This is a genomic window from Geobacter sp. FeAm09 (assembly GCF_008330225.1).
In the GTDB taxonomy this organism is placed as follows: domain Bacteria; phylum Desulfobacterota; class Desulfuromonadia; order Geobacterales; family Pseudopelobacteraceae; genus Oryzomonas.
Map to the genome: position 1 here is coordinate 1,281,746 of NZ_CP042466.1, position 21,990 is coordinate 1,303,735.

The 21,990-nt window shown below is 63.7% G+C and carries 21 protein-coding genes and 1 tRNA gene; 10 read left to right on the forward strand and 12 right to left on the reverse strand.

Annotated elements, in window-relative coordinates; genetic code table 11:
* Window positions 1-128 precede the first annotated feature (128 nt).
* The gene (locus tag FO488_RS05935) at window positions 129-989 is read left to right on the forward strand and encodes a diguanylate cyclase (RefSeq protein WP_149209707.1); all 861 of its coding nucleotides are present in this window, start codon (window positions 129-131) and stop codon (window positions 987-989) included.
* Between the two features lie 26 nt (window positions 990-1,015).
* On the opposite strand, the gene FO488_RS05940 is transcribed toward FO488_RS05935, so the two are convergent.
* Window positions 1,016-1,774 carry a transporter substrate-binding domain-containing protein gene (locus FO488_RS05940; protein ID WP_149209708.1) on the reverse strand — a complete coding sequence of 253 codons (759 nt, stop codon included), beginning with the start codon at window positions 1,772-1,774 and terminating at the stop codon, window positions 1,016-1,018.
* 451 nt (window positions 1,775-2,225) lie between these two features.
* On the opposite strand from FO488_RS05940, the gene FO488_RS05945 reads away from it, so the two are divergent.
* Complete coding sequence (locus tag FO488_RS05945; RefSeq protein WP_149209709.1) at window positions 2,226-4,070, forward strand: carbon starvation protein A; 1,845 nt, start codon at window positions 2,226-2,228, stop codon at window positions 4,068-4,070.
* Between the two features lie 40 nt (window positions 4,071-4,110).
* On the opposite strand, the gene FO488_RS05950 is transcribed toward FO488_RS05945, so the two are convergent.
* A complete protein-coding gene (locus tag FO488_RS05950; RefSeq protein ID WP_149209710.1) occupies window positions 4,111-5,010 on the reverse strand; it encodes a LysR family transcriptional regulator in 900 nt (299 codons plus the stop codon).
* A 192-nt stretch (window positions 5,011-5,202) separates the two neighbouring features.
* On the opposite strand from FO488_RS05950, the gene FO488_RS05955 reads away from it, so the two are divergent.
* Window positions 5,203-5,751: a cupin domain-containing protein gene (locus FO488_RS05955; protein ID WP_149209711.1), complete on the forward strand. Its 549-nt coding sequence runs from the start codon at window positions 5,203-5,205 to the stop codon at window positions 5,749-5,751.
* A gap of 138 nt (window positions 5,752-5,889) precedes the next feature.
* Here FO488_RS05955 and FO488_RS05960 read toward each other — a convergent pair.
* The 5 genes from FO488_RS05960 to surE form a co-directional block, all read right to left on the reverse strand.
* A tRNA-Arg gene (locus FO488_RS05960) sits at window positions 5,890-5,966 on the reverse strand.
* Window positions 5,967-6,027: 61 nt separating this feature from the next.
* The gene (locus tag FO488_RS05965) at window positions 6,028-6,543 is read right to left on the reverse strand and encodes an adenine phosphoribosyltransferase (protein WP_149209712.1); all 516 of its coding nucleotides are present in this window, start codon (window positions 6,541-6,543) and stop codon (window positions 6,028-6,030) included.
* 192 nt (window positions 6,544-6,735) lie between these two features.
* Window positions 6,736-7,713 carry an RNA polymerase sigma factor RpoD/SigA gene (locus tag FO488_RS05970; RefSeq protein WP_149209713.1) on the reverse strand — a complete coding sequence of 326 codons (978 nt, stop codon included), beginning with the start codon at window positions 7,711-7,713 and terminating at the stop codon, window positions 6,736-6,738.
* A 17-nt stretch (window positions 7,714-7,730) separates the two neighbouring features.
* A complete protein-coding gene (locus FO488_RS05975; protein WP_149209714.1) occupies window positions 7,731-8,393 on the reverse strand; it encodes a protein-L-isoaspartate(D-aspartate) O-methyltransferase in 663 nt (220 codons plus the stop codon).
* 61 nt (window positions 8,394-8,454) lie between these two features.
* Window positions 8,455-9,198, reverse strand: coding sequence for a 5'/3'-nucleotidase SurE (gene surE / locus FO488_RS05980; protein ID WP_149209715.1), 744 nt, complete (start codon window positions 9,196-9,198; stop codon window positions 8,455-8,457).
* Between the two features lie 429 nt (window positions 9,199-9,627).
* Between surE and FO488_RS05985 the strand changes: the two genes are divergently transcribed.
* Both FO488_RS05985 and FO488_RS05990 read left to right on the forward strand, forming a co-directional pair.
* A complete protein-coding gene (locus tag FO488_RS05985; RefSeq protein ID WP_149209716.1) occupies window positions 9,628-10,614 on the forward strand; it encodes an NAD(P)H-quinone oxidoreductase in 987 nt (328 codons plus the stop codon).
* Between the two features lie 407 nt (window positions 10,615-11,021).
* Window positions 11,022-11,555: a YkgJ family cysteine cluster protein gene (locus FO488_RS05990; protein WP_149209717.1), complete on the forward strand. Its 534-nt coding sequence runs from the start codon at window positions 11,022-11,024 to the stop codon at window positions 11,553-11,555.
* 6 nt (window positions 11,556-11,561) lie between these two features.
* Here FO488_RS05990 and FO488_RS05995 read toward each other — a convergent pair whose 3' ends face one another.
* Window positions 11,562-12,194: a hypothetical protein gene (locus FO488_RS05995; protein ID WP_149209718.1), complete on the reverse strand. Its 633-nt coding sequence runs from the start codon at window positions 12,192-12,194 to the stop codon at window positions 11,562-11,564.
* A gap of 113 nt (window positions 12,195-12,307) precedes the next feature.
* Between FO488_RS05995 and FO488_RS06000 the strand changes: the two genes are divergently transcribed.
* The 5 genes from FO488_RS06000 to FO488_RS06020 all read left to right on the forward strand — a co-directional run bounded on the left by FO488_RS06000 (window position 12,308) and on the right by FO488_RS06020 (window position 17,319).
* Window positions 12,308-13,489 carry a class I SAM-dependent rRNA methyltransferase gene (locus FO488_RS06000; protein ID WP_149209719.1) on the forward strand — a complete coding sequence of 394 codons (1,182 nt, stop codon included), beginning with the start codon at window positions 12,308-12,310 and terminating at the stop codon, window positions 13,487-13,489.
* A gap of 82 nt (window positions 13,490-13,571) precedes the next feature.
* The gene (gene ltaE / locus FO488_RS06005) at window positions 13,572-14,591 is read left to right on the forward strand and encodes a low-specificity L-threonine aldolase (protein ID WP_149212097.1); all 1,020 of its coding nucleotides are present in this window, start codon (window positions 13,572-13,574) and stop codon (window positions 14,589-14,591) included.
* 132 nt (window positions 14,592-14,723) lie between these two features.
* Window positions 14,724-15,308 (forward strand): nitroreductase family protein, encoded by a 585-nt coding sequence (locus FO488_RS06010; RefSeq protein ID WP_149209720.1) that lies wholly within the window; start codon window positions 14,724-14,726, stop codon window positions 15,306-15,308.
* Entirely contained in the window at window positions 15,305-16,642 is a 1,338-nt protein-coding gene (locus FO488_RS06015) for a glycerate kinase (protein WP_205743369.1), read from the forward strand. The genes FO488_RS06010 and FO488_RS06015 overlap by 4 nt, the downstream gene beginning before the upstream one ends.
* Window positions 16,639-17,319, forward strand: coding sequence for a metallophosphoesterase family protein (locus FO488_RS06020; RefSeq protein WP_240732192.1), 681 nt, complete (start codon window positions 16,639-16,641; stop codon window positions 17,317-17,319). Before FO488_RS06015 ends, FO488_RS06020 begins: the two co-directional genes overlap by 4 nt.
* A 16-nt stretch (window positions 17,320-17,335) precedes the next feature.
* Here FO488_RS06020 and FO488_RS06025 read toward each other — a convergent pair whose 3' ends face one another.
* The 4 genes from FO488_RS06025 to FO488_RS06040 all read right to left on the reverse strand — a co-directional run bounded on the left by FO488_RS06025 (window position 17,336) and on the right by FO488_RS06040 (window position 21,709).
* Window positions 17,336-18,043 carry a family 16 glycoside hydrolase gene (locus tag FO488_RS06025; RefSeq protein WP_149209723.1) on the reverse strand — a complete coding sequence of 236 codons (708 nt, stop codon included), beginning with the start codon at window positions 18,041-18,043 and terminating at the stop codon, window positions 17,336-17,338.
* A 75-nt stretch (window positions 18,044-18,118) separates the two neighbouring features.
* Window positions 18,119-19,636, reverse strand: a complete 1,518-nt coding sequence (locus tag FO488_RS06030) for a multiheme c-type cytochrome (protein ID WP_168205920.1) — start codon at window positions 19,634-19,636, stop codon at window positions 18,119-18,121.
* Window positions 19,637-19,652: 16 nt separating this feature from the next.
* Window positions 19,653-21,032 (reverse strand): cell wall metabolism sensor histidine kinase WalK, encoded by a 1,380-nt coding sequence (locus tag FO488_RS06035; RefSeq protein WP_149209725.1) that lies wholly within the window; start codon window positions 21,030-21,032, stop codon window positions 19,653-19,655.
* On the reverse strand, window positions 21,023-21,709 hold the full coding sequence (locus tag FO488_RS06040; RefSeq protein ID WP_149209726.1) for a response regulator transcription factor: 687 nt from the start codon (window positions 21,707-21,709) through the stop codon (window positions 21,023-21,025). The genes FO488_RS06035 and FO488_RS06040 overlap by 10 nt, the downstream gene beginning before the upstream one ends.
* Window positions 21,710-21,990: the final 281 nt, after the last annotated feature.

Here is a 21,990-nt window from a genome sequence, read left to right on the forward strand (position 1 = left end):
CGGCAGAACGAAGCGGGCCGCCCCGGGGCGGCGGAGAGGGGGGCTGCGGTACCGTAAAAGTGTTTCTCAAACATTGAAATGGGGGGAAAACGTGGCATGATGTATCACATCAACCTCTTCGGGTGAACATGGTGCATAAACAGGAAACCGTCTCGTCCCGCTATTTCGATTACCTCTACCGGCTGGGGAGCACCGTCAATGGTGTCATAGGGCTCGTATGCTGCGCGCTCCTCGGAGCTTTGGACGTGCTGACGCCGCCGGAATACATGTTTTCCTTTCTCTATCTCCTCCCCATCTCCTTCACCACCTGGTTTGCCGGCAAACGCGCGGGCCTGCTGGCCTCCGTAACGTGTACCGTCATTCTGGCGCGGTACAACTTCCATGCGAACATCGTGGCCGCCGTATGGAACAACCTGTCCACGCTCGGCATCTTCTGCGTCGTCGCCGTCATGGTCTGCAAGATACAGCAGCTCCTGGACAACGAGCGGGTCCTGTCCCGCACCGATCCGCTCACCGGAGCCATGAACCTGCGGGCGTTCACCGAGCTGGTGGAATATGAGATCCTGCGGCTGCGGCGCGACTATCGACCGTTCTCCATCGCCTATTTCGACATCGACAACTTCAAAAAGGTCAATGACAGGTACGGCCACCGGAGGGGGGATGAGCTTCTGAAAGCCGTGGTGAACTGCCTGAGGGAAAAGATCCGGAGAACCGACATTATCGCCCGGCTGGGGGGGGATGAATTCACCATTTTTTTTCCCTCCACGGACCATGAGGCGGTGAAGACGGTAACGCTGGACCTGGTGCAGGAGTTGGACCGGCTGGTGAAAGCCAACCGGTGGCCCACCACCATCAGCATGGGGGTGGTGACCTGTTCGGACGGGGCATGCGAACTGGACGACCTCATATCCACGGCGGATAAGCTCATGTACGACGTCAAACACGCCGGGAAGAACGGCATTCAGTATGCCGTGTATCCGCGGGTGTGACGGACGGCGCCCCGCTGCCTGCCGCGTCACGAGCCCGGCTGTTGTTCCAGGGCGAGTTGCCTATAGCGTTTGATCAGGCCTTCCCGCTTCATGGCCTTCAGGACCAGGGCGACTTTCGGCACGAGCGCGGCATGCTTTTTGTGCAGGAACACATGGGTGTACCCCGTGAACATGACGCCCACCTGATGCACGGGGGATGGGCCCAGCCTCCCGAGCGCTTCCGTGACGACCGCCTCCTGGTCCACATAGATGTCCGTACGGCCGGTGATGAGCTTTTTCAGCCCCTGCTCCGGCGTTGCGATGCTGGATAACCTCTCCGGTCTGACCACCGCCGGCAAAGCGGCTTCGGGCACCTTGGCCCCCCGCCGGTATTCGACGGCATAGTCCGTATTTTTCAGGCTCGCCCAGCCGTTCAGGACGATTCCCTGTCTGGCGGCATAGGCGACGTAGGAGACGGAAAAACTCGGCTCTTTCACCTTGAGCAGGTTCCTGGCCACCTTCTCATAATCGGCGGGGCGGTGGATCTCCCCATCCACCTCGCCTCTTTCGGCCATAACCGGCGCACGGCCGCCGGGGTACCCCTTGTAGCGGAATTCATAGCCCAGCCGCCGGAAGGCCTCGGTATAGATCAGGTCGAGCCATCGGCCGTAGAACGACTCCCTGGTCTCCTGCGAACTGACCAGCACGATCTTTTCCGCGGCCTCGCTCGGACGCGGCACGGGGGAGGCCACAAGAATTGCCATGACGCATATTCCGACCATCAGGTGCAACGTGATCCGTTTCATGGGCGCTCCAGAAAAGTACGACGGCGTTCGCCACGGCCGCTCCCTATGCCCCGGCGGCTGCCTGGAGAGGCGGCGGGGCGTGCGGTCGGATAAAAGTATACGGCTAATTTAAACGGCAGTACATTAATTTTTTTGCATGTAAGCAAAAACGCCAGGGGCAGGCCTCTGTCCGAAACAGCCCCTCAATCCCTCCCCTTTATCCGGTTTGATGCGGCCCCGCATGCTCCGCCGGCATGGAACCGCCTTCCCCAAAATTCCGCCTGTCGGGTCGTCTTTCAATGGTCGGCTCTCGCCGGTTTTGCCCGTGCCCGCCGCATGGCTGAATAGAGTAAACTGGATTTTGGCTTGCGTAAGTGCTAGCTTTACCGAATCGTGCATCGCGCCGCGAGTGTCGCCTCACGATGAGGGAGCAGGGTAAAGCTCCCGAAATGTCACGAGAAAGGCCTGACCGATGAGCGTCCTCTATCTCCTTGTATCCTCCCTGTGCATTCTTGCCCTGGCGTACCGCTACTATGCTGCCTTCATTGCCGCCAGGGTCCTGATGCTGGACGACCGCAACGTTACGCCGGCGGTTACCTGCAACGACGGCAAGGATTATGTCCCGACCAACAAGTGGGTCGTCTTCGGACATCACTTCGCCGCCATTGCGGGGGCGGGGCCGCTCATCGGGCCGACCCTGGCGGCACAGTACGGGTGGGGCCCCGGATTCTTCTGGATTCTGCTGGGATCGGTCTTTGCCGGCTGTCTCCACGACATGATCATCCTCTTCGCCTCGGTCCGCCACCAGGGGCAGTCCCTGGCGGTCATCGCCCACAAGGACGTGAGCAGGCTCACCGGCATCACCACCGCATTCGTCACCCTGTTCATCATCATCGTGGCCCTGGCCGGCCTTGCCGTGGCCGTGGCCAACGCGCTGTTCAACAATCCCTGGGGCGTTTTCATCATCGCCATGACCATCCCCATCGCCATGATTGCCGGGGTCTACATGTTCAGGATCAGGCCGGGCGCCATCCTGTCCGGCACGACCTTCGGCGTCGTCGCCATCCTGGCCGCCGTCTATTTCGGGGGGCCGATCGCCGAATCATCCTTTGCCGGGTGGTTCACCTTCAGCAAACAGCAGTTGTCGATCCTGCTGCCGCTGTACGGGTTCTGTGCGGCGGCGCTGCCGGTCTGGCTGTTGCTCGCGCCGCGCGACTATCTCAGCACCTACATGAAGATCGCCGTTATCGGGGGGCTGGCCGTGGGGCTCTTCTTTGTGAACCCCACGGTGCAGATGCCCTTCGCGACCCGTTTCATCGCCGGCGGCGGCCCGATCATCCCCGGGCCGGTCTGGCCGTACGTCTTCATTACCATTGCCTGTGGCGCCATCTCCGGGTTCCACGCCCTTATCGGCTCCGGCACGACCCCCAAGATGCTGGAAAGGGAAGGGCAGGTCCGCCTCATCGGCTACGGCGCCATGCTGACGGAAGCGTTCATCGGCGTGATGGCCCTTTTGGCCGCCGTGACGCTGGTGCCCAACGACTACTTTGCCATCAACTCCTCGGCCGCCGCCTTTGCCAAGCTCAACATGCCGGTGCAGAACCTGCCGGAGCTGTGCCGCCTGGTGGGCCTGGACGTGGCCCACCGTCCCGGCGGCGCCATCTCGCTGGCGGTCGGCATGGCGTACATCTTCTCCCATGTGGGCGCGGGGCTGCAGCATACGATGAAATACTGGTTTCAGTTCGTCATCATGTTCGAGGCGCTGTTCATCCTGACCACCATCGATGCGGGGACCAGGGTGGCGCGCTACATATTGCAGGACATCCTGGGAAATCTCTACGCCCCGCTCAAACAGACCGACTGGGTGCCGGGGGTCGTGCTGACCAGCGGCGCCGTCTCCTTTGCCTGGGGGTATATCCTCTACACCGGCGACGTCTCCTCCATCTGGCCCATGTTCGGCGTGACCAACCAGACGCTGGCGGCCCTGGCCCTGGCCATCGGGACCACGATCATCCTGCGGATCTCGCCCCGGAAACGATACGCGCTCATCACCCTGGTGCCGTGCGCCTTCATCACCGTAACCACGTTTGCCGCAGGCTTCATGAACATCAGGCTCTACCTGGCCCAGGGAATGATGCTCAACACCGTGCTCAGCGTCGTCATCATCGTTCTGGTGACGGTCATCATCGTGGAGAATCTGCGGGTCTGGCTCGCCCTGCTCAAGACGGAAAAACCGCTGGGCATGAACGATGAGCGGGAACATATCTACTGCCCGGTGGTTCCCGCCCATGCGCCTGACGATCTGCCGCTGGCCTAAAATGCAGGGGGGATGCACCCTGTAGGCGATTGCTTCCGGGTTAGCGGATAGCCGACGGTTGCAGCACCTCGGGCGAACCTGCCAGCGACAGCCACGCCTGGGCGGCATGGGACAGGTAACCGCCGCGCCGCCAGACCAGGCCCCGGTGCCAGTGGATCTCCGGGTGGTCGATGGCGACGCGTTTCGTCAGGGGATGGGGACATTGCTCGGCCAGGGAGCGGGGCAAAAGGGCGATGCCGAGTTTCGCGGCAACGAGCTCGATGACCAGATCGACCTGGCTCGACTGGGTTGCCACCTTCGGCGTGAACCCGCCTTCGCGGCACGCTTTCAAAATGATTGAGCTGAGCGCAAAATCCTCTCCATACAGGATGAACGGCATGCCGGCCAACGCATCGAAGGTGAGCCTGGGCCGCTGCGCCAGCGGATGATCGGCGGCCAGGAGCACGTCGATCGGCTCCCGGCACACCTCCTGCCATTCGAACTCGCTGCCTACCGGCAAAAGCGTAGCGGCGAAATCCAGTTCGCCGGCCAGCACCATCTCCTCCAGGCGCTTGCTGCCGTGCTCCACCAGTTTGATCTCCACCCCAGGATAGCGGCTGCGATAGGTGGCGAACCAAGGGGCGAAAACGGTGTTGCTGCCGATGGGCGGCAACCCCAGGCGCAGCGTGCCCCTCTTGAGTCCCCTCACTTCTGCCAGTTCCGACCGCAAATCGTCCCCCTCGGCCAGGATCGCCGTGGCGCGGTGGAAGACGATCTCGCCCGCCTCCGTCAGCCTGCTGTGGTGGCCGACCCGTTCGAGCAACCGCACCCCCAGCTCATCCTCAAGCTGTCTGACCGCCTTGCTGACCGTGGATTGGGTGGCAAACAGCGTCTTGGCCGCCCGCGAAAAACCTCCCTGCCGGACCACTTCCGCAAACGCCCGCAATGTCCTGATCTCCATAATATATTCCTTTTAAGAATGATAATTAGTCATAAGATTCATTTTACGAATAGCATGAGCCGGCTTATGATGCAACCAGTCAATGGCCGGGAGATGCCCCCACGGCGACAGCCGGACAAGCCTGTTTCCGATTATCAATCGGTGCAGTGGTGGTTCCCACCGCAAACCGTCAACTACAAGGAGGTACGAAACATGAGAAAGATTTGGTCCGTCGTTGTTCTTGGCCTGTGTGTTCTTGCGACATCGGGGATGGCATTGGCTGCGGAGACCGCGGCAAGCGGCAAGGTGGTGGTCAATGACGGCGGCGAGTACGGCAAGTACGTCATCCAGAAACTGCAGGACCCCAATCTCGGTTCGCCGGAATTCAAGGCGATGTACAAGAAGTTTTCCAACCGCATCCTCTGGCTCGACGGCAAGGTGGTCAAAGGAGCCGGCATCCAGATGAATACCGCATGGTATTTCGCCGTGCCCGCCAAGGACCCGGTCTTTGAGGAGCATGTCCACGATTACGACGAAGTCGTCGGCTTTTACGGCAGCAACCCGGACGACCCCTATGATCTCGGCGGCGAGATCGAGGTGAGCATCAATGGCGAGAAGCATCTGATCAACCGCACGACCATGCTCTACATCCCTGCCGGTGTAAAGCACATGCCGCTCAGCATCAAAAAGGTCAACCGTCCCATCTTCCACTTCTCCATCGTGGCAAACAAGGAATACGGCAGCGGCGGAGCCTACAAGTAACCCGGCCCCGCTCCGCATCATTACGACGATACGCAACAAGGCCCCTGGAACCGGTTCCAGGGGCCTTCGCATTTATTGTTTCCTTAGTGTGAATGCAAAAAGGCTTACAGATTGTCGTCTGTAAGCCCTTATTTTGGCTGGCGTCCCCGAGACGATTCGAACGTCCGACCCCTTCCTTAGGAGGGAAGTGCTCTATCCTGCTGAGCTACGGGGACAGGTGAAAGTGAATGACTTTTATAGCAGAGTTACCGCCGGGTTTCAAGCGAAACGCTCGCTTTAGAACCTGAGCAGCGAGAAAACCTTCCCCTCGGGCAGTTTTTTGCGCCCCTCCAGAAACTCCAGTTCGGCCATGAAACAGCAGTCCACCAATTCTCCGCCCATGCTCTGCACCAGGTCCACCACCGCGGCCATGGTGCCGCCGGTGGCCAACAGGTCGTCGGCGATCAGGACGCGCTCGCCCGGCTTGATCGCGTCCTTGTGGATCTCCAAGGTGTCGGTGCCGTATTCCAGGGCGTAGGTCTTGCTGAAGGTCTCCGAGGGGAGTTTGCCCGGCTTGCGCACCAGCACGATGCCGGCTCCCAGTTTGTAGGCCAGGGCCGAGCCGATGATGAAGCCGCGGGCCTCCACGCCGATGACCTTGTCCACGCGCTTGCCGATGTAGTGGTGGGACAAAAGGTCGATCATGCGGTGGTAGGACTTGGCGTCCTGCAACAGGGTGGTGATATCCTTGAAGACGATCCCCTTCTTGGGAAAGTCGGGGACGTCGCGAATGATGCTCTTTAACTCGTCCATCGGGTTTGTGCTCCTTATCGGTAGGTGAAGTGCGCTACGGGTACGTAGTGTCAAACGGTTTATTCCGAAAAAGCATTTGCCGCAGAGTCACTGGGACCCTGAGCTAACAAGATAAAGCTTACAGTACAGGTTTCAGCTTGAAAAAACTTCGTAGTTTTCTCCGCGCCTTTGAGGCCTGATGGTCTTTAGGCCTCAGCTCTCCGAAAGCTTGCGCAGTTTTTCCAGGCACTTGGCCTCGATCTGGCGGATGCGCTCCCGGGTGACGCCGAAGCTCTGGCCGATGGTGTCCAGGGTCTGGGGCTCCTTGTCGTCCAGGCCGAAGCGCAGGGTCAGGATCTTCTGCTCGTTCTCGCTCAGGTCCTCGAAGAGGCGGGAGATCAGCTCGAAGCGGTTGACGTTCTCCAGGAGGTCCGACGGCGACACCAGGGAGTTGTCCTCGATGGTGTCGATGAGGAAGAAGTCGTTGCCGTCCCCGATGGGGGTTTCCATGGAGCAGGTGCGCCGCAGCAGGGTCATGAGCCGGCGGGTGTAGGCCACCTTGACCTTCATGGCGTCGGCCACCTCCTGTACGGAGGGCTCCCGCTGCAGGCTTTGGGAGAGGGCGCGGGTGACCTTGAGCATGCGGTTGATGTCGTCGGAGACGTGCACCGGCAGGCGGATGGTCCGGGACTGGTTGACCAGGGAGCGCTCGATGGCCTGGCGGATCCACCAGGTGGCATAGGTGGAGAAGCGGCACTCCTTGGCCAGGTTGAACCGTTCCACCGCCTTGATCAACCCCAGGTTCCCCTCTTCGATCAGGTCCAGGAAGGGGAGGCCGCGGTTGATGTAGCGCTTGGCGATCTTGACCACCAGCCGCAGGTTGGATTCGATCATCTTGTCCCGGGCGGCCTTGTCCCCCTTTTCGATGCTGCGGGCCAGCGTCTTCTCCGCCTCGGCGGAGAGCAGGGGGGTGCGCTGGATGTCCCGCAGGTAGATCTTGATGGCGTCGTCGAAGCTCTCCAGTTCTTCCGGGGGGAGCTTTTCCTCGACCTCTTCCTCCTCGGCGGCCGTGTCGTCGTCCGTGAATTCCAGCGGCTCGTCCACGTCGTCCAGGGCCATGGCCGCATCGGCCAGGGGTTCTTTTTCAATGAAGGTGCTGCTCTCCGTATCCAGAAGGTGGTCACGTTGCATGGTCGGCCCTCGCTGTTTTACGTGCGCTCTATCTGCCATCCTTGTCGTCCGATCAGGGGGACGAACCGGCAACCGACCGATGACTCGGTCACCATGGTTCCGTCCGGCTCCTTCACGATCCTGAGCAGGCGTTGCTCGCTCTCATTCCCCACCGGGATCACCAGCCTGCCCCCCACGGCCAGTTGGTCGGTGAGCACGCACGGCACGTCGGGCGCCCCGGCCGTCACCATGATGGCGTCGAAGGGGGCCTCTTCCTCCCAGCCGACGGGGCTGTCGTCCGTGTCGTTGATCTTCAGTTTGACGTTGAAAAGTCCGAGGGAGTCCAGGCATTTCCTGGCCCGCAGGGCCAGGGGGCGGATGCGCTCGGCGGTGCAGACCCGGTCGGCCAGGGTTGCCAGGATGGCGGTCTGGTAGCCGGAGCCGGTCCCGATCTCCAGCACCTTCTCCCTGCCGGTCAGGGCCAGAAGCTGGGTCATCAGGGCCACCATGAAGGGCTGGGATATGGTCTGCTTCTCGCCGATGGGGAGGGGGGTGTCGCTGTAGGCCTGGGCGGCGAAGGCCTCCTGGACGAAGATGTGGCGCGGGATCTTGAGCATGGCGTCGATGACCCGGCGGTCGTCGACGCCGCGCGCGATGATCTGGTCCTGCACCATCCGTTTTCTGGCGATATCGTAGTTCATGGTTGGGCGCCCCGTAAGAAGGCGGTTCTCGGCCAAGGGCGGCGTGCCCTGTTCAGGTGCATCACAGGGGCCATTGGGAAAGAGCCTTCATGGATTCGTAGTTGGTCAGGTCCAGATGGAGCGGCGTGATGGAGACGTGGTCGCGGTTGACGGCGTGAAAGTCGGTTCCCTCTTCGTCGTTGAATGCCGGCGTCACGCTGCCGATCCAGTAGTATTTCCGCCCCCGGGGGTCGGTCTTGTCGATGATCGTGCCCACAAAGGAGCGTTTGCCCTGGCGGGTGATGAGGGTGGGCTGCAGCTTTTCGGCCGGGCAGTCGGGTATGTTGACGTTGAGAAAGGTGTCGGCCGGCAGGCCGTTGGCCAGCACCTGGCGGGCGATGCCTAGGGCCACTCGGGCGGCGGCGTCGAAATGTCCCCGGCGTTCCGTGGTGTTCAGGGAAACGGCGATGGCCGGGATGCCCATGAGGTTGGCCTCCATGGCGGCCGCCACCGTACCCGAATAGGTCACGTCGTCCCCCAGGTTGGCGCCGTGATTGATGCCGGATACCACCAGGTCGGGGCGGTGCGGGAGCAGGCTGTGGATGCCCATGTTGACACAGTCGGTGGGGGTGCCATCCACGGCGTAGAACCCCGGGCGCAGTTCGAAGACCCGCAACGGCGCGTGCAGGGTCAGGGAGTGGCCGACGGCGCTCCGTTCCCGATCCGGGGCGACGACCGTCACGGTGCCCAGTTCGCCCAGGGCCGCAGCCAGGGCGAGGATGCCGGGGGCGTTGATGCCGTCGTCGTTGGTGACCATGATGTTCATGGGATAATCCTGTGTGGCGTGTTGCGAAACCGATCAGTTATCGCACAGAAGCGGGGCATAAATCAAGGTGTGGATTGCGCCCCTGCGCCCGAACCGTCGGTGCCCTCCCGGCTTCACTCGCTTCCATGCCTCCGTCTTCACGTGGCCGATGCTCGGTTCCGTCCGGGCGGAGGACGAACGGCGCAGGCGGCACGGGGCTTAGTTGGAGGTGGGCGGACGGCGGCATGTCGCTCGCTCTGCCGTTCGGGCACCGACGGTTCGGCCCCGTCGTAACACCCACACGGCTTTGCCCCCTCCCATGCCTCTGTCGTGGTATGGCAAACCCGGTTCATGTTTTGTGTTTACAAAATAATGCGAACTGGGTACATTCGGAAGCCAAACATGGTTTTGCAGGATGGTGATCCATACGCATATCGGGAGGTTAGAGCTATGAAAGCGGTCTTGCTGGAAGGGTTCGGCGGTGTGGAGGTACTCAAGGTGGGCGAGGCGGAACGCCCGGTCCCGGGCGAGGGGCAGGTACTGGTCAAGGTGCATGCCACCAGCATCAACCGTCCCGACCTGGTGCAGCGCGAGGGGAAATATCCGCCGCCGCCGGGGGATTCGGAGATCCTGGGCCTGGAGGTAGCCGGCGTCGTGGAGGAGTTGGGGCCGGGCGTCACCGGCTGGCAGGCGGGACAGCGGGTCGTGTCCCTGGTGGGCGGGGGCGGATATGCCGAATATGCCGTGGCCTATGCCTGCCACCTCATGCCGATCCCGGAAACCATGTCCTTCGAGGAGGCGGCCTGCATCTGCGAGTCCTACATCACCGCGTTCCTGAACGTTTTCATGATCGGCGAGTTCCAGGACCGGCAGACCGCCATCCTGCACGGAGGGGGCGGCGGCGTCAACACGGCGGCCATCCAGCTCTGCCGGGCCCTGACCCCGGCCAGCAAGCTGATCGTGACCGCGTCGCCGGAGAAGATGGAACGGGTGCGGCAGGTGGGGGCCGATTTTCTCGTCAATTTCCGCGAGACCCCGGATTTTACCGAGGTGGTGAAGGAATACACCAACAAGAAGGGGGTGGACCTGATTCTGGACCACGTGGGGGCCAAATACCTGGCGCCCAACATGAACTCCCTGGCCTACAAGGGGCGGTTGGTGATCATCGGTGTGACCAGCGGCATCAAGGCCGAACTGAACCTGGCCCTGATGATGGTGAAGCGCCAGCAGATCATCGGCTCGGTGCTCCGGTCCCGGCCGGTTGCGGAAAAGGGGGAGATCGTGGCCGAGTTCACCCGCCGCGCCCTGCCCAAGTTCGCCGACCGCACCATTGTGCCGATCATCGAGAAGGTCTTCCCCATCGACCAGGTGGTGGATGCCCACCGCATGATGGAAGAGGACAAGCACTTCGGCAAGATCGTACTGAAGATCCGGTAGCGCCGTTGGCCTGAACCCGTGGCGCCCTCGCGGCTCCTCTCGCTCGTATGCCTCTGTCCTGGCGTTGCCGGCCGCATCTGCTCCTCGGCGGAGGGCCCGCGACACTGGCGGATCGGCATCTCACGGGCGGCGTTTGCCCCCGGCATGTCGCTCGATCCGCCGATCGGGCGCCGCGGGTTCAGGCCAACACCCGTGACGCCCTCGCGGCTCCTCGCGCTCGTATGCCTCTGTCCTGGCGTTGCCGGCCGCATCTCGCTCCTCGGCGGCGGACCCGCGACACTGGCGGATCGGCATTTCGCGGGCGGTGTTTGCCCTCGGCATGTCGCTCGGTCCGCCGTTCGGGCGCCACGGGTTCAGGCCAACAGCCCCCTTTTCATTTCCCAAAGGATGTGGTAACCCAATTGCCCATGAATGATCTCTTACACAACTACCGCCAATTGATCGAACGCATCGATGCCCTCTGCCGCGGCATCAAGGACGCCCTGGGAGAACAGGTCACCTGCACCGAGGGGTGCAGCGACTGCTGCACGGCCATCACCCTCTTTCCGGTGGAGGCGGCCTCGCTGGCCGCGGCCCTGGAGGCGCTGCCCGAAGAGGAGGCGGAGGAGATCCGCGCCCATGTGGCGGAGCAGGCGCAGGGGGAACGCTGCCCGCTGCTTCGCAATCACCGCTGCCTGCTGTACGCCGCCCGCCCGGTGGTCTGCCGCACCCACGGCCTGCCCATCATCTACGGCAGCGGGCACGAGCGTCGCATCGACTACTGCCCCCTCAACCTGACCGAGGGGGAGACGCTCCCCGGCTCCGCCATCATCGACCTGGACAATCTCAATTCGCTTCTGGTGGCGGTCAATGCCCTCTTCCTGTCCCAGTCCGACGCCCAGGACATGCCCGAACGGCTCACCATCGCCGAAACGCTCTTGAAGCGCACCCCTCCTCGCTGAACCTCGTCACTGTCGCGGCGGGTAATAGTAGCTCATGCACAGGTCGCACAGGCCGTGGCTGGTCCGCTCCGGCGGCCGGCGGACCCATGCCGGAATCCAGTCCCAGCGTCCGTCGAGCTGCTGGTGCCTGATCCGGCGGCAGGCGGCGCACTGCACTATCAACTCATGCTCGTTGCAATACGGGGTGGAATCGGTGGGCGGTTCCACCGGCAGGGTGCCCCGGGCCTCGTGGGGCATCTCCACCACCAGGGAGTTGGCGATGAGAAGCCCCTGCCCCCCATCCAGCCGAAAGAGGAGCATGGCGAATTTACGGTAATTTTCGGCGCTTGAGCACTCGTACTCGTGGCTGATGCTGTAGGGGCGGGCCGTAACGCTGGTGAGCGCCCGGCTGAAGAGTTCGCGGTAGAAAGGGCGCAAGTCTGCGGAGGTGACATCCAGCACCGACCTGCCGAGGCATTCCGGGGACATAAGCCATGAGGCACCGTCGTTTTCCCGGGCAAAGCGCACCCAGCCCTCGTTGAAGTACGCCAGACTGAAGTCGGGCCAGATCCCGTAGATGATCTCGGTCCCGTCCGCCTGCCATCCCGTTTCCATGAAACCCAGCAGCCGGTCGAAACCGGGCGCGCATACGCCGTTCATGCATGCCTGCCTTTCCGGCGCATCGCCGATAAGAGCTGATTTATCGTCAATAATGGTGTACAAACGACAGGCTGTCAAGCGCCGCCGCAGCCAATCCCAACCAAGGATACCTTATGATTCGCATTGTTTTGCATAAGAACGAGGACAAACGCATCAAGTGCGGCCACCCCTGGGTGTTCAGCAACGAGATCCGCGAGGTGTCGGACAAGGCCTGCGCCCCCGGTGCGGCGGCCGAACTGTACGACGCTGGCGGCGGCTTCATCGGCTGCGGCCACTACAACCCCCGCTCCCTCATCGCCTTCCGCCTCCTTTCGCGGCACCGGGCAGACCTGGACCTGCCCGAATTCTACGAGCAGCGCGTGGCCTGCGCCCTGGCCCACCGTCAGGTGCTCTATCCCGGCATGGCTACCTTCCGGGCCGTGTACGGCGAGAGTGATTTCCTCCCCGGCCTGGTGGTGGACAAGTACGGCGACCACCTGTCGGTGCAGTTCCTCTCCGCGGGCATGGACGTGCGCCGGGATCTGGTGGCGGAGGCGCTGCAGCGGGTCTTTGCCCCGGCCGGGATCATCGCCCGCAACGACGTGGGGGTACGACATCTGGAGGGGCTGGAGGAAAAGGTGGAACTGCTGGCGGGGGAGATCCCCGACCTGGTGGCGATGGAGGAGAACGGCCTCCGCTTCCAGGTGAACCTGCGGGAAGGGCAGAAGACCGGCGGCTTCCTGGACCAGAAGGAGAACCACCTGCTATTGAAGGGGATCAGCGATGGGAAAGCGGTGCTGGACTGCTTCTGCTACACCGGGAGTTGGGCCGTGCACGCCGCCTCCTTCGGCGCCGCGTCGGCCCTGGGGATCGACATCTCGGCCCGGGCCGTGGCCCAGGCCGCCCGCAACGCGGAGCTGAACGGCCTGGGCGGCCGGGCCACCTTCGAGGAGTGCGACGCCTTCGAGCGCCTCCGTTCCCTGCACCACGAGGGGCGGCGCTTCGGGGTGGTGGTCATGGACCCGCCGGCCTTCGTCAAAAACCGCAAGAACATCGCCGAGGCCACCAAGGGGTATCTCACCGTCAACCGCCGCGCCCTGGAACTCCTGGAGCCGGGCGGCTACCTGATCACCTGCTCCTGTTCCTATCACATGGGGCGGGAACCGTTCCGCGACCTGCTGACCCAGGCCGCCCGCCTGGCCAAACGCGAGGTGCGCCTGGTTTCGTCCCGCGCCCAGGCTCCGGACCACCCGGTGCTGCTCTCCTTCCCGGAGTCGGAGTACCTCAAGTGCTTCGTGCTACAGGCGGTGGGGTAGGGAACATCCCCACATCCCGGCTTGCACTCCGGGCAATGGTCGTATAACCTTACCCATAAGGAGAACACCCATGACCGGACATATCATCGACCTGCGCAGCGACACCGTGACCCGGCCCGGGCCTGAGATGCGGGCCGCCATGATGGACGCGCAGGTGGGGGACGACGTGTGGGGGGACGACCCCACGGTCAACCGATTGCAGACCGTGGTGGCGGAACGCAGCGGCAAGGAGGCGGCCCTGTTCCTGCCCAGCGGTACCCAGAGCAACCTGGCGGCGCTGATGGCCCACTGCGAACGGGGTGACGAGTATATCGTGGGCCAGGTGGCCCATACCTACAAGTACGAGGGGGGCGGCGCCGCGGTGCTCGGCTCCATCGTGCCCCAGCCCATCGAGAACGCCGCCGACGGCACCTTGCCCCTGGATAAGGTCGCAAGCGCCATCAAGCACCACGGCCCGGGCATGGGGGCGCACTTTGCCCGCACCCGGCTTCTGGCGCTGGAAGACACCTTCAACGGCCAGGTGCTTCCGGCCCGGTATATACGTGAAGCCGCCGCCCTGGCCCGGGAGCGGGGCCTGGCCCTGCACCTTGACGGGGCGCGGGTCTGCAATGCCGCAGTGGCCCGGAATGAAACCCTGGCCCAGGCGTGCGCTCCGTTCGATTCCGTCTCCATCTGTTTTTCCAAGGGGTTGGGGGCGCCGGTGGGGTCGGTGCTGGTCGGGTCGCAGGCGTTCATCGAGCGCGCCCACCGCTGGCGCAAGGTGCTGGGGGGCGGCATGCGCCAGGCCGGTTTTCTGGCCGCGGCCTGCCTGTACGCCCTGGACAGCCACTTCGACCGGCTGGCCCAGGACCACGCCAATGCCGAGCATCTGGCCCGGGGACTGGGTGCCATCGACCAGGTCACGGTGACGGGGCAGGCCACCAATATGGTGTTCGCCCGATTCCCGGAAGAGGCGTGCGCGCAGTTGCAGGCGTATTTGGCCGAACGGGGGATGCTGGTGCAGGTGGCGCCCACCACCCGCCTGGTCACCCACCTGGACGTGACGGAGGCGGACCTGGATGACTTTGTGGCTGCCGTGAAAGAGTACTTTAGCCGGGGGTGAGGCCGGGCCTTGGAACATCACTGTTCATGTGAGCCGTAGGGGCGAACTGCTGTTCGCCCAATCAGGGCGCATGCGATGCGCCCCTACAAACCGCCGGAGAATTGTCCACTTGCTTGCGAAAGGGCCATCGCCATGATCAAGGGTAGCGACAAACGCCACGCCGATTACCTCATCGACGCCATCTTCCTGAACCGCTGGTCCCCCCGCGCCATGTCCGGGGAGGCGATCCCGGCGGAGGAACTGAAGGTGCTGTTCGAGGCGGCCCGGTGGGCCCCGTCCTCCAACAACAACCAACCGTGGCGCATCCTGTACGCCCAGCGCGACAGCGGGCACTGGCCGCTCTTCTTCGACCTGCTGACCGACTCCAACAAGGCGTGGTGCGTCAACGCTGCGGCGCTTTTGGTGATGGTCTCCAAGACCACCTTCGAGGGCGGCCAGCCGTGCCGCACCCATTCCTACGACACCGGGGCGGCCTGGGAGAACCTGGCCCTCCAGGGGTGCCTGCGGGGGTATGTGGTCCACGGCATGCAGGGGTTCGACTACGGCCGGGCCCGGGCCGCCCTGAACATCCCCGCGGAGTATCAGGTGGAGGCCATGGCGGCCATCGGGCTCCCCGGCCGGGTGGAGGCGCTGCCCGAGGCGTTGCAGGCCCGGGAGACTCCCAGCGACCGGCGCAAGCTGGCCCAAACCGTATGCGAAGGACCATTCTGCCTGTGACGCAAGCCGACAAACATATCCTGCAGAGCCTCTTCAAGGCCGCCCTTTCGGCGGTGGAGCCGGGGGCGGCTCTGGCCCCGCATCTGGAACGGGTGGGGGAGCGCCTGCGCAGCGAGGGGCTCCAGCGCCTCGTGGTGGCCGGTTTCGGCAAGGCGGCCATCCCCATGGCCCTGGCCGTCCAGGGACGGTTGGGCGACCTGGTATCCGGCGGGCTCGTCGTCGTCCCCCACGGTATCACCCTTCCCCCCTTCGTCACCGGGGGACTCAAATCGCTCGACTTGGCCTTTGCCGGCCATCCCCACCCGGACCACGCCGGCGAGGCGGCGGCCCGGCGCATCATGGAACTGGTCCGCTCCTGCGACCGGCAGACCCTGCTGCTCCTTCTGGTCTCCGGCGGCGGTTCGGCCCTTTTGGCGGCCCCGGCCGAGGGAATCACCCTGGAGGAAAAACGGGCCACGGCCGCTCTCCTCATGGCGGCGGGGGCCGACATCCATGAGTTGAACACGGTGCGCAAGCACCTCTCCGCCGTCAAGGGGGGGCAGTTGGCCCGCCTGGCCTTTCCGGCCCGGGTCGTGTCTCTCATGATTTCGGATGTGCCGGGGGACCGGCCGGACGTAATCGCCTCGGGGCCGGCCGTGCCCGATCCGACCACCTTCGGCGATGCCCTGGCGGTGCTGGGGCGCTTCGGCCTCACGGGCCGGGTACCTCCCGCCGTCCGCCGGCGTCTGGAACAAGGCAATGCCGGGATGGCGGCCGAGACCCCCAAGCCGGGGGACCCCCTTTTCGCCAAGGTGGAGAGCATTATTGCGGCGCGCAACCGGGACGCTCTTGACGCCGCCGCCGTAGCGGCAGAGGGCTTGGGGCTCGCGGCGCGCGTGTCTGACGATATTGTGGCCGGCGAGGCGCGGGAGGCGGGGCGGCGGCTGGCCCACGAGGCGCTGCGCTGCCGGGAGGAACTGCCCCCGGGGCAGCGGCTTTGTCTGGTGAGCGGCGGCGAGACCACGGTCGCGGTCACGGGGAACGGCAAGGGAGGGCGCAACCAGGAGTTGGCCCTGGCCTTTGCCCTGGAAATCGCCGCGACGCCGGGCATCACCCTCCTGTCCGCCGGTACCGACGGCATCGACGGACCGACGGATGCTGCCGGGGCCATCGTGGATGGGGATACCGTCCCCCTGGCCCGGCTGGCCGGTCTGGACCCCCTGGCCGCCCTGGCGGCGAACGACGCCTATCCGCTGCTGGACGCCTGCGGCGCGCTTTTGAAATGCGGGCCGACCGGGACCAATGTGATGGACATGCAGATGTGCCTGATAACCGGCGGGAGCGTAACACCATGAGCCGCCGCGTTTTCGTCATCGGCGACCTGCACGGCTGCGCCCGCACCCTGCGGGAACTGGTCACCCGGGGGATCCGCCTCACCCCCAGCGACACCCTCTACCTGCTGGGAGACCTGATCGACCGGGGACCGGATAGCAAAGGGGTATTGGATTTTATCTTCGAACTGACCGCCGCCGGTTATCATGTCGCCTCGGTGCGGGGCAACCACGAGGAGATGTGCCTGCGCGCCCCCTACAGCCGCTCGGCCATGGAGATGTGGGCCGCCAACGGCGGCCTGGCCACCCTGGCCAGCTTCCGTGCCGACGGTCCGGGGGACATTCCCCGCCGCTACCTGGAGTATCTCGACTCCCTTCCCCCCTATATCCTGCTGGACAACTTCGTCATCGTCCATGCCGGACTCAACTTCGACCTGGAGCCCCCCTTCGACCCCTTCGACGATACCGAGGCCATGCTCTGGACCCGCTCCGATGTGGTGGAGCGGCGGCGCATCGGCGGCAGGCGGCTCATCTGCGGCCATACCATGGTTTCGCGCCAACAACTGGAGGCCTCCCTCAAGGAGGACAAGATCATGCTGGACAACGGCTGCGTCACCGCCCGGTGGCCCGACATGGGCTACCTTGCGGCCCTGGAGCTGAACAGCATGCGGGTGGTCTTTCAGGAAAATATCGATCGGTAAGGGCTCGCACCGTCGCCTAGCGCGCCTGCACCTCGAAATTGTCAAAGACGACGTAGGAATCCGCTTTCGACCAGAGGCCGATCCTGCCGTTGATCTCCTCTTTCCAGGTATAGTCGATGAGCTTCGTGCCGTTGATAAAGCCCTCGATCCGTTTGCCGTTGATCGTTACCTTCATGGTATGCCAGGCATTGGCTGGGGTCGGCACATTGCGCATCCACTGCTCCGATGAACGTTTGCCGTGTTCCATCTTGAAAAGGACGAGGTTGTTCTCCAGGGCGTTGGCCCTCATCACCAGATATTCCCCGTTTGGCCTGATGTTGAAGGCGATGCCGGCAGCCTGGTCGATGCGCCCGCCGAGCCCCATGAAAGAGACGCTTATGGTGCCGTTGCGGAACTCGGGTACATCCTTCAGGATGGCCAGGGGAAAGTATTTGTACGCCTCCAGGTTGCGGAGGAACTCGGCGGAGCGGTTACCGTAAAGCGTTCTGGCCTTTTCGGCCGCGCCGCTGGACATGAGCCCCTGCTCCCATTTCCTGCCGTCCACGGCATACACCTGCCGCGTACCGTTCCTGTCGATGCGCCAGGTACCGACCAGTGAAACGAATGCCCGGGATTCGGCCCCGAAGGTCTCATTATCAAAGGAATACTTCCGGATGCCCGCGGCGCAGGCAATCCCGGCTGCCAGCAGGAACAGTGTTGCAATACACACAAACGTTTTTTTCATATGGCGGACTCCTTCCGTTGTGCCGCTTCAAGTGGCCGCGCGGGGTACAAGCCGGGCGCCGGCAACCGCAGCCGGTTATTCCGTCGCCACGCTTTTTAAAGCATCCTGCAACAACTGCATGGCCTTGTGCGGGTTGTGGGCGCCGAAGCTCCTGTCCTCCTTGACGGCAGCCAGCAGTTTACGGGCATCGTGGGCTTTCGTGCCGTTCTTTTCAAAGACCGCCATCGCTTTTTCGACTTCGGCGATCTTGTTCCTGATTTCGATCTGCCGGCGCACGACCTGGTCACCCTTGGCGGCCTTGTCGGCCCCTTCGTGGCAGGCGTCGCAACTCGATTTCATCTTCAGCGCCTCGGCGGTCCGGGGCATGACCACGGCAAAGGTGTGGGAGCTTACGTCCCAATGCTGCTTGCGCTTCGGGGTTGGGTCGGACCGGTTGGCAATCCTGGCCATGTGGCAGTCGCAGCAGCCGACGCCGGCTCTCTCCTCCGCGCTCCCCTGGTAGAGCGCGGCGCTCGCCTTGTGGCACTGCACACAGAGCTTTTTCTTGTCCTGCCTGAGCTGGGCGTTGCCTTTCGTCTCCGCGTGCGCGTCGTGGCAGGTGATGCAGCTGACGCCGGCCCGGGCGTGGCTGGTGAACTGCACGTCATGGTACTGCTGGCGGTTCTTGCTGGAGAAGCCGTTGGGCCAGAAGTTTTTCGGGTTGGCCGAATAGGTCCAGAAGGTGACCCGCTGCCGCAGGTCGCTCATCCCCGGCATGAACCCGGTAGGGTAGGCCAGGTCCTTTTCCTGCCGGTTCGTCACCCGCGAGTGGCATTGCCCGCACACCTGGTCCTGCTGGCTGGCGCTCAGCGCCGCGGGGTTGACGATATCCTCCCGGCGCTTTGTGGCCGCATGAACGCTCCCCGGACCGTGGCAGCTCTCGCAGCCGACCCCCAGTTCCCTCTTCTGTCCTGCCCAACGGCCGCTCTCCCGGTCCCGGGCGACGTTGAAACCGGTGGTATGGCAGCCGTCGCAGGTTGCATCCCCCGTTTTGGCCTTGGGCATTTCTTCCGGTTTCTTCGGCCTCCCATCCGGGGTGCCGTCGGCAACCCACCACATGTCGTTGAACGGTTTCGAGGTCCACTGACCGTCTTCCACAACCCAGCGCATGGGGGTCGGATAATAGGCGCCCCCGACCCTGGCTTCGAAATGCTGGTTCCAGTTGCCGCCGAGCACGTAGGCGATCTCGTAGGTCTGGTTGTTGGCCGGATTGTCCCTGTCCACCAGGGTGAAACGATAGCTGTCCCCCTCCCGGCTGAGGCGGATCGTCGGAGATATCTTTGCCTTTTTCCTGTCGGGCCCCTCGACCTCCACATCCTTGTAGGTTATCTCCACGTTGTTGAAGTCGGCCGTGACGATGGCCGGGTTCAGTTCGCGATGCATGGCGGCATGCCAGGTCTGTTGCCAGCGGCCGTGGTCCTTGCCGTGGCACGGGGCGCATGCCGTTGAACCGACGTAGGCGGCGGCAGGCGGAGCGGCCCGGAGGGGGGACGGCGCCATGCCGGTGAACGACACGGCGCAGCAGAGTACTATGATGGGTAATCCTCGTTTCATGGAATCTCCTTTGTTGTCACGATATGGGGTCGTTTTGTGCCACCGGTAGCACGAGGCGAAAGGTACTGCCGCTGCCTTCTTCGCTTTCCAGTTCGATACGGCCGCCATTGGCCTCCGCGCCCCAGCGGGATATGGCGAGCCCGAGGCCGGTGCCGCCCCTCTCCCGGGTCCGTCCCTTGTCCAGGCGGTAGAACCGGTCGAAGATTCTGGCGTGATGTTCCTTCGCGATGCCCGGCCCGCTGTCCCGGACCTCGATTGCGGCCTCACTTGGCGTGATCCGTCTGACCGTCACCCGGATGGAGCCATAAGCCGGGGTGTATTTAAGGGCGTTGTCCACGAGGTTGAGGAGGGATTGGCGGAGGATCAGGGGATCGGCCATGGCAACGACCCGCTCGGAACATTCCAGGGAGAACTGCTGCCGTTTTTCTTCGGCCAGCACCCGCAGGCACTCCGTGACCTCCTCTGCCAGGGCCTGCAGATCGGTCGGTTCGCGGTGCGCCATGACGGCGCCCGAGTCGGCCCTGCTCAGGGTCAGAAGGCAGTCCACCAGTTTGGTCAGGCGGTCAGTTTCCTCAAGCATGCTGCCGATCACCTCCCGGCATGCGGCGGCGTCCCTGCTCTCCTGCAACCCCACTTCGCCGACACTGCGGAGCGCCGTCAGCGGAGTGCGCAGTTCGTGGGACGCATCGGCGGTGAAACGGCGCAGCCGTTCGAAGGCGTCCTCGAGGCGGGTCAGGGTCTCGTTGAAGACCGCCGCCAACCGGCCGAATTCATCGTCGGGGTTTTCTATCGGCAGGCGATCCGCAAGCCGTTCGGCGCTGATCTCCCGGGCCTTTGCCGCCATGAGCCCGATGGGTTTCAGCGCCCGGCCCGCCAGGAAGTAGCCGCTGACGAGCGCCACCGCCAGCACACAGGGGATACCGAACAATAGGACCAGAAAAAGGCTGTGCAGGCTCCGGCGCAGCACCTGCTCGTCCTGGGCGACGAGCACGAGATAGGTGTGGCCGGGCGAGGTCACGGCCGATCCCTTCAGGCGGTAGGGGACCCCGGTGGGGGCGGTCCACGACCATGAAGCCGCCGGGTAGCCGCCGGTGACCGCTTTCTCCAGGCCCGAGCGGCTCCAGCCGTCGGTTTCGGCGACGAACTCCCGCCCCTCCCGCACCTGGAACAAGCCAACGGAACCGTGCTGGGCAAGCTCGTTCATCTCGTTCGGTTCGTCGCTGGCCACCCGTGCCACGGTGCGGAGGTCGCGTTCGAGCTGCCGGTCGATCTGCTGCAGGAGGCTCGCCTTGACCACCACATAGACGCCGAGGGCAAAGGCAAGGATCACGCCCGCCAGAATCCCCGCATACCAGCAGACCAGGCGGACCCGGACGCTTCGTGGCCTCAGTCGCATGTCTCCTCCTCCATGACGAAGCCTATCCCCCGCACCGTTTTCAGCAGCTTGCGCTCAAAGGGTCCGTCGAGTTTGCGCCGCAACCGGGCAATGTGCACGTCAATGACGTTATCGATCGGCGTGGAGCGCTCCTTCACCCGCCAGACATCCTGGGCGAGCATTTCGCGGGAAACGATGCGCCCTTTGTTCCGCATCAGGTATTCGAGCAGTTCGTATTCGCGGACGGTGAGATCGATGGCGGCGCCGTGCCGGGTTACTCTGCGGGCCACGAGGTCCATTGCCAGGTCGCCGACGGCAAGGAACAGCGGTTGTTCGTTCTTGCCCCGCCGCAGCAACAGCCTGATCCGTGCCAGCAGCTCCGGGAAGGCGAAGGGTTTCACCAGGTAGTCGTCCGCACCGCTGTCCAGTCCCTGCACCCGGTTTTCCACGGTGTCCCGTGCCGTCAGGATGAGTACCGGCGTTGCAAAGCCGCGCTTCCTCAGGGTGGTCAGGATTTCGAGCCCGTCCCTGCCGGGCAGCATCAGGTCGAGGAGCACCAGGTCGTAGGTGCCGGCGTTGAGCTGGAAAAAGCCGTCCTCCCCGGAATAGGCCACGGTGACCTCGTAATGCTCGGCTTCCAGACCTTTGCGGAGAGCCTCGGCAACCTTTATTTCGTCTTCGACTACCAGAATGCGCATGTATCGTTCCTTTGGATGGATTATCTCCGGCCTGCGCCATGATGGCAACTGAAGTAATCCTGACAAATTGTTCAGAATGGTTCAGAATGGCCGGCAGGCACGGGTGCCTTGACCCGGTGCCGATTGTCGCCTTACAATTGTGCCCGATATCCCCACGCTTTCAAGTCAGCGTGGATTCATGGTAGCATTTTGATCTCTGCCGGGATTTGCACGGCTCTTTTCACGAAAAGCCGGCCGGCAGGACGTATCCTGTCGCACGCCCCAGGTATGCTGCTTCCGCA